Below are 6,816 nucleotides of genomic sequence, written 5' to 3'. Positions count from 1 at the left end.
CCATCGGCCCCGTCGTGCGCGAGTACCTCGGGGGGGAGGCCCTCGCCGGGCTCGGGGTGCCGACCACCCGCGCCCTGGCGGCGGTGACCACCGGCCAGGCGGTCGAGCGCACGCGGCCCGAGCCGGGCGGCGTGCTCACCCGGGTCGCGCGCAGCCACCTGCGCGTCGGCACGTTCGAGTACTTCCACGGCCGCGGCGACACGGAGGCCGTCCGCCTGCTAGCGGACTACGCGCTCGCCCGGCACTACCCCGCCCAGGCGGAGTCTCCCGCCCCCTACCACGGGCTCCTGGAGGCCGTCACGGCAGCGACCGCGGAGCTCGTGGCCGACTGGCTGAATATCGGCTTCATCCACGGCGTGATGAACACGGACAACCTGTCGCTCGCCGGCGAGACCCTCGATTTCGGGCCGTTCGGCTTCCTGGACGCCTACGACCCGCATACGGCGTACAGCGCCATCGACGTCTACGGGCGCTACGCCTACGATCAGCAGCCGGGGATCGCGCAGTGGAATCTAGCCCGCCTCGCCGAGACCCTGCTGCCCCTGCTCCATCGCGACCCGGAGATCGCCGCGGCGCAGGCCCAGGACATCCTCGGCGGCTTCGCGCCCCGCTTCCAGGGCGCCTTCCACGACCGGCTCCGCAGGCGGCTCGGGCTGGCGGAGCGCCGGGAGGGCGATGCCGAGCTGATCGGCGATCTGCTCCAGCGTATGGCTGCCGGCGGCGCGGACTGGACCCTCACGTTCCGGCTGCTCAGCGACGCCGACGGCGCGGACCCGGAGCGCGACGGCCCCGTCCGCGCCCTGTTCCAGGACCCGGCGGCCTTCGACGCCTGGGCCGTCCAGTGGCGCCGGCGCCTGGCCGCCGAGGGCCGTGGCGACGCCGAGCGGCGCGCCGCCATGCGGGCGGTCAACCCCGCCTACACCCTGCGCAACCACCTGGCCCAATGGGCCGTGGACGCTGCCACGCGCGCACTGGACTTCACCCCCATGGAGCGGCTCCTCAAGGTCCTCGCCGACCCCTTCGCGGAGCATCCGGAGGAGGCGGAGATGGCGCGCCCACCCGGTGAGGGCGAGCGGGTGCGCCGGACGTTCTGCGGCACCTGACGGATCAAGGCCCGGTGAGCGCCCCCAGCGCGGCCAGCGCCAGCAGCAGCGCCAGGAGCAGCACGCCCGAGGCCGCCACCGAGGCCAGCCGCTGCTCGAGGGCGCCGGCACCGCGCAGCAGCGCCGCCCCCGAGGGCCGCCACCGCCAGGCCGGGAGGCGCCGCCAGCCGCGGCGCCCGGCACGCCGCAAGCGCGCCCCGGCGAGCAGCGCCGGCTTAATCCAGTCCCCCTCGGGGATCCGGGGCAGGCGCAGGTGCCGGCGCAGGGCCACCCCGCCCGCGGCGAGGAGCGCCCCGGCGAGCACCGGCACCAGGGCCTCGACCATCGCCTTGGGCTGCAGGGCGTAGCCGCTCAGCCCCGGCGCCAGCTGCGCCGCCGCCAGCCACGGTCCGCCCAGCCCCAGCGCGACCAGGGCGAGCACCGCCAGGCGCCGCCCTGCGGGGTCCGCCCCGCCCGGCCCGCGCCAGGCCAGGTAGAGCAGGCGCGCCATGAGCACCGTGGTCAGCGCCGAGGCGGCGAGCAGCAGCGGCTCCAGGGCCGCACCGAGCTCGCCGCCGCCCACCTGCTTAAGCCCGGCCTTGGCCAGGGCGCCGGTGCTGCCGGGCAGCCCGGCCAGGGCGAGGGCCGGCAGCAGCAGGTACCAGCCGCGGCGGCGGCCCTGCAGCCCGCAGGCGAGGAAGAGCGCCCCCTTGGCCAGCCCGTGGTGCAGGGCGAAGACCGCCAGCGCGGCCCCCGCCGCCGGGGCCGCCTCGGCGCGGTGCAGGGCCAGGCCGACGAGGGCGGTAAGCAGCCCCATCTGGCTGACCGTGGAGTAGGCGAGCACCGTCTTGGCCCGGCGCTGCGCGGTGCCGACCAGGCTGGCGTAGAGGCTGCTCAGCAGCCCCGCCGCAACCAGGGCAGTCCCGAAGGCCGGCAGGGCTAGCTCGCCGATGGGCAGCAGCCGCCACCACGCCACCAGGGCCGCCTTGACCAGCAGCGCCGACAGCAGGGCGCTCGCCGGCACCGGCGCTGCCGGGTGCGCCAGCGCCAGCCAGGCGTGCAGCGGCACCACGCCCGCCTTCACCGCGAAGCCGGCCAGGATCAGCCCCACCAGCGCCGTACGGTGCTCGTGCCCGGCGACCAGCGCCGGCACCTCTGTCAGGGCCGCATTCCCCCCCTCGGCAGCGAGGAGCAGGACGGCGGCGAGCACCGCCGCCTCGGCGAGCACCGCCATGCCCAGGTAGACCCGCCCGGCGCGGAAGGCCTCCGGTGTCCGGGCATGGGCCACGAGCGGGTACGCCGCCAGGGTCATGGCGGCGTAGGCGAAGTAGAGGCTGGCCAGGTCCGCGGCGAGGAGCACCCCCATCAGCGCCGCCGTGGTGACCGCCAGGGCGGTGAGCAGCCCCCGCCGGCGCGGCTGGCCGCGGCTACCGGCCACGGCGAAGAGCAGCGCCGCCGCCGCCACCGGCGCGGCCAGGGCCAGCAGCGCCCGTCCCAGGGCGTCCGGCCCGAGGCGGGTATCGAGCAGCAGCCACGGCAGGTGCAGCGCCTCCACTCCGGGGATCAGCGCGAGCAGCGCGGTCAGCGGGGCGGCGGCCAGCAGGCCCGCCCCCAGCGGCTGCAGGCGGCCGCCGAGCAGCGCCGCAGCGGCCAGCGGGGCGAGCACGGGGGCCAGCAGGAGCAGCGCGGGGTCGCTCATAGCCCGGGGTAGCCTCGCTCGACGATGCGCTCCGCCCAGCCCAGCGGCGAGAACGCCGTCGCTGCCAGCAGCCCGGCCAGCAGGACGGCGGCGGCGGTGAGCAGCGCCGGGATCAGCAGCCCGCGGTGGGCCTCGGCACCGCCGGCGCCGGGGAAGCCCGCCGCCGGCGGGGGCAGCAGCCAGATACGGCGCAGCACCGGCAGGAAGTAGGCGGCGTTGAGCAGGGTGCTCGCCGCCAGCACCCCGACCACCCAGGCCTGGCCCTGGGCCAGCGCCCCGATCCCCAGGTACCACTTGCTGATGAAGCCGGCCAGCGGCGGGAGGCCGATCATCCCCAGCGCCGCCACGGTGAACGCCGCCGAGGTCGCCGGCATGCGCCGGCCGACGCCGTTGAGGGCGTCGATGCGGTGGATGCCGAGGGTCTCGGCGTAGTTACCGGCGCAGAAGAACAGGGTGATCTTCATCACCCCCTGGTGGACCAGGTGCGCCAGCCCGCCGATGAGCGCCAGCGGGCCGCCGAGCGCCACGCCGAGGCTGATGAACGAGACCTGGCTGACCGTGGAGAAGGCCAGGCGGCGCTTGAGGTCCACCTGCGCCAGAGCGCGCACGGAGCCGTAGACCACCGTCACCGCCGCCAGCCCGGCGAGCGCCGGGGTGACGCCCAGCTCGGCGGCCAGCGGATAGCCGTAGACGTCCTCGATGATGCGCACGACGCCGAAGGCCCCGGCCTTGACCACCGCGACGGCGTGCAGCAGGGCGCTGACCGGCGCCGGGGCGACCATGGCCGCCGGCAGCCAGCCCTGCAGCGGGAAGAGCGCCGCCTTCACCGCCACGCCGGCGAGCAGCAGCACCAGCACCGCCGTCGCCGCCGCCGGCGCCTGCTCGGCCCACAGCGCGACCGCCGGGATGCCGCCGGCGGTGAAGGGCTGCTCGCCCACCGCCGCGTAGAGCGCCACGGTCCCGGCGAGCAGCGCCGCGCCGCCGCCGAGGGTGTGGGCCAGGTAGAGCCGCCCGGCGGCCAGCGCCGCCGGGTGGCCGCGGTGGACCACCAGCGGGTAGGTGGCCAGGGTGAGCATCTCGTAGAAGAGCAGGAAGGTGAAGGCGTTGCCGGCCAGGGCGATGCCGAAGGTGGCCGCCACGCACAGGGAGAAGAAGCCGAAGAAGCGGGCCCGCTGCCCCGAGTGCTCCAGGTAGGCGATGGCGTAGACGGTGGTCACCAGCCACAGCACCGAGGAGAGCATGGCGAAGAGCAGCGCCAGCGGGTCCGCCGCCAGGCGCAGCTCGACCCCCGGCAGGGCCGGCCAGGCCACCGCGAAGGTATGCCCCTCGAGCACGCCGCCGACCATGGCGGCCACCATGAGCAGCTTGGCGGTGGCGCCGAAGAGGTTCCAGAAGGTCCGCTGGCGGCGCCTGGCGTCACCGAGGGCGAAGATCGCCGCGGCGGTGACCACCGCGGTGGCCAGCGCCCCCAGGGGCAGGTAGGCGTAGAGGAGCGCGCTCATCCGAGCCCCTCCGGGGCGCCCTGCTCGAGCAGGCCCAGCGCCGGCACCGCGCTCAGCCCGAGCAGGTAGAGCGCCAGCGCCAGCAGCAGCGGCGTCCACGCCATGACCGGCGGCACGCGCCGGGGCGGGCGGATCTCGCTATAGCCCGGCGGCGAAGCGGCGTGGGCCGCCGCCAGCACGCGGAAGGCGTAGCCGGCGGTGAGCAGGCCGCCGCCGACGATCACCGCCGCCCACCCCCACTGCCCGCCGCCGAGGGCGCCGCGCAGCAGCTCCCACTTGGCGAGGAAGCCGGCCGTTGGCGGCAACCCCATGAGGCTGGCGAAGGCGAGCCCCAGGGCGAGCACGCTCCCCGACAGGTACGGGGTGAGCCCGTGCAGCCCCGCCAGCCGGTCGTGGCCGAGGCTGTAGAGGACGTTGCCCGCGGCGAGGAAGGCGGCGGCCTTGGCGAGGCCGTGGGCCAGGGCGTGGTAGGCGGCGCCCTGCCAGGCGTGAGGCGCCGCGCCGGCCACGGTGGCCAGCGGCAGCAGGAGCAGCAGGTAGCCGAGCTGCGCCACCGTGGAGTAGGCGATCACCGGCTTGAGCCGCGTCTGCCGCAGGGCCTGCAGCGAGCCGTAGACCACGCCCGCGGCGCCCAGGCCGCCGAGCAGCCACCCCAGCGGGACGCTGAGCAGCGCCGGGAAGGTCCACAGCCACAGGCGCAGCAGCAGGTAGGCGCCGGCCTTCGCCACCAGCGCCGAGAGCGCCGCGCTCGCCGGGGCGGGCGCGGCGCTGTGGGCCGGCATGAGCCAGATGTGCAGCGGGAAGACCGCCGCCTTGACGAGCAGCCCGGCGCTGATCAGCCCCGCCGCCAGCGCCGCTGCGGGGCCGTCGCCGAGCAGCGCCCCGGCCTCGCGCAGGTGCAGGGTCCCGGTGGCGCCGTAGATCAGCGCCACGCCGAGCAGGTAGACCAGCGAGCCGAGCAGCGCCAGCAGCAGGTAGCGCAGCGCCGCGGCCAGGGCCGCCCGCTCCCCGCCCATGGCCACCAGCGGCGCCGCCGTGAGCGTGAGCAGCTCGAGCATGACGTAGAGGTTGAACAGGTCCGCGGCCAGGAAGGCGCCGTTGAGCGCCGCCCACTGCACCAGCCACAGCGGCCAGAACAGCTCCGCGTCGTGCCCCTGCCCGCGCAAGTACGCCCCGGAATACGCCGTGACCGCCAGGGCGACGAGGGCGCCCATGCCGAGCATCAGCGCCGCCAGGCCGTCGGCGTAGAGCTCGATGCCCAGCGGCGGGGCCCACCCGCCGAGGTGGTAGACCTGGGGGCCTTCCCGGGCGACCTGCCCGATGAGGTCCGCCACCGCCGCCGCCGTGGCCGCCCCGCCGAGCAGCGGCAGCCACGGCGCCCGGCGGGCGCGCAGCAGGAACACGGCCAGCGCCGTGAGCAGCGGGAGGAAGAAGGCCAGCGGCAGCGACAGCGCCCCCACCACGGCCTACGCCCCGTCCTCCGGCAGGCGCTCGGCGCCGGTGCGCCCGTGGTAGCGGCGCGCCAGGGCCAGGGCGAAGGCGGTGGCGCTGACGGCGATGACGATCCCGGTGAGGACCATGGCGTGGGGGAGCGGGTCCACCGCCTGCGGACCGCGCCGGGCCAGGGCGACCAGCAGCAGGAACACGGCGCTGCCGAGCAGGTTCAGCGCCAGGATGCGGCGCAGCAGGTGCGTGCAGGTGATGAGCCCGTAGACAGCGATCCCCGCCAGCCCGCCGGCGACAAGGCTATAGAGGGCGGCCTGGGTCATCGCCCCTCCCGGCGCAGGCCGGCCGAGCCGCTGAACAGCAGGGTCAGCGGCGCGGCGATGGCCAGGCTCAGGGCCGTCTCGATGAGCAGGATGGACTCGTAGGCCCAGCCGGGCGGATAGGCGAGCACGGCCGAGGCGGTGCCCGCCCCCGCCAGGCCGACGGCGCTGAACAGCACGATCCCGCCGACCAGGGCGAGGCGCTCGCCGGGGGCCGTCGCCTCGCTCGGGCGCAGCCGCCCGGTCAGGCGCAGCAGCACGCCGAGGGCGGCGAGCACCGCCCCGGCCTGGAAGGCGCCGCCGGGCTGGTGGGTGCCGGACCAGAGCAGGTACCCGGCGGCGAGGAGGGTCATCGGCGCCACGAAGCGGATCAGCGGCCCCACCAGCACGGGCTCGCCGCGGCTGGCGCGCAGCCAGTCGCCGGGGCCCGCGTGGCTGAGCGGCTCCGCGGCGACCCGCGCGCCGAGGAAGGCGACGAAGAGCACCACCACCTCGGCGAGGGTGTCGATGGCGCGGAAGGCGAGCAGCACCGCGGTGACCGGGCTCTCCACGCCGCTCTCCGCCACCCGCGCCAGCGCCTCGCTACCGGCCGTACGCACCGGCGCCTCGAGCCCGAGGGCCACCCAGCCGACGGCGCCGACCAGCGCCGCGCTGGGCACCGCCGCCGCCAGCGCCAGCCCGCGCGAGGGCGCCGGCTCCTCGGCCGGCCCCGGCGCCTGCGGGCGCAGGGCGCGGTAGGCGGCGAGCAGCAGCGCCCCGGTCAGGCC

At 76.7% G+C, this 6,816-nt stretch carries 6 protein-coding genes; 1 reads left to right on the top strand and 5 read right to left on the bottom strand.

The window, feature by feature from the left end:
- On the top strand, positions 1–1,103 hold a 1,103-nt coding region (locus tag CKO13_RS09580), incomplete at its 5' end, for a protein adenylyltransferase SelO (RefSeq protein WP_200260104.1).
- A gap of 4 nt (positions 1,104–1,107) precedes the next feature.
- Here the strand turns inward: CKO13_RS09580 and CKO13_RS09575 are convergent.
- The 5 genes from CKO13_RS09575 to CKO13_RS09555 all read right to left on the bottom strand — a co-directional run.
- Positions 1,108–2,781, bottom strand: a complete 1,674-nt coding sequence (locus CKO13_RS09575) for a complex I subunit 5 family protein (RefSeq protein ID WP_200260101.1) — start codon at positions 2,779–2,781, stop codon at positions 1,108–1,110.
- On the bottom strand, positions 2,778–4,283 hold the full coding sequence (locus CKO13_RS09570) for a complex I subunit 5 family protein (protein WP_200260098.1): 1,506 nt from the start codon (positions 4,281–4,283) through the stop codon (positions 2,778–2,780). The genes CKO13_RS09575 and CKO13_RS09570 overlap by 4 nt, the downstream gene beginning before the upstream one ends.
- Complete coding sequence (locus CKO13_RS09565) at positions 4,280–5,746, bottom strand: complex I subunit 5 family protein (protein WP_338034626.1); 1,467 nt, start codon at positions 5,744–5,746, stop codon at positions 4,280–4,282. Before CKO13_RS09565 ends, CKO13_RS09570 begins: the two co-directional genes overlap by 4 nt.
- A gap of 3 nt (positions 5,747–5,749) precedes the next feature.
- Positions 5,750–6,052 (bottom strand): sodium:proton antiporter, encoded by a 303-nt coding sequence (locus CKO13_RS09560; RefSeq protein ID WP_200260095.1) that lies wholly within the window; start codon positions 6,050–6,052, stop codon positions 5,750–5,752.
- Positions 6,049–6,816, bottom strand: a 768-nt coding sequence (locus CKO13_RS09555) for an MnhB domain-containing protein (RefSeq protein WP_200260092.1), incomplete at its 5' end; no start/stop codon positions are given. The genes CKO13_RS09560 and CKO13_RS09555, both read right to left, overlap by 4 nt.

The organism is Halorhodospira neutriphila, assembly GCF_016584055.1.
In the GTDB taxonomy this organism is placed as follows: Bacteria; Pseudomonadota; Gammaproteobacteria; order Nitrococcales; family Halorhodospiraceae; genus Halorhodospira; species Halorhodospira neutriphila.
The sequence above is the reverse complement of the archived record's forward strand: the minus strand, read 5'-3'. Positions and strand labels throughout refer to the sequence as shown.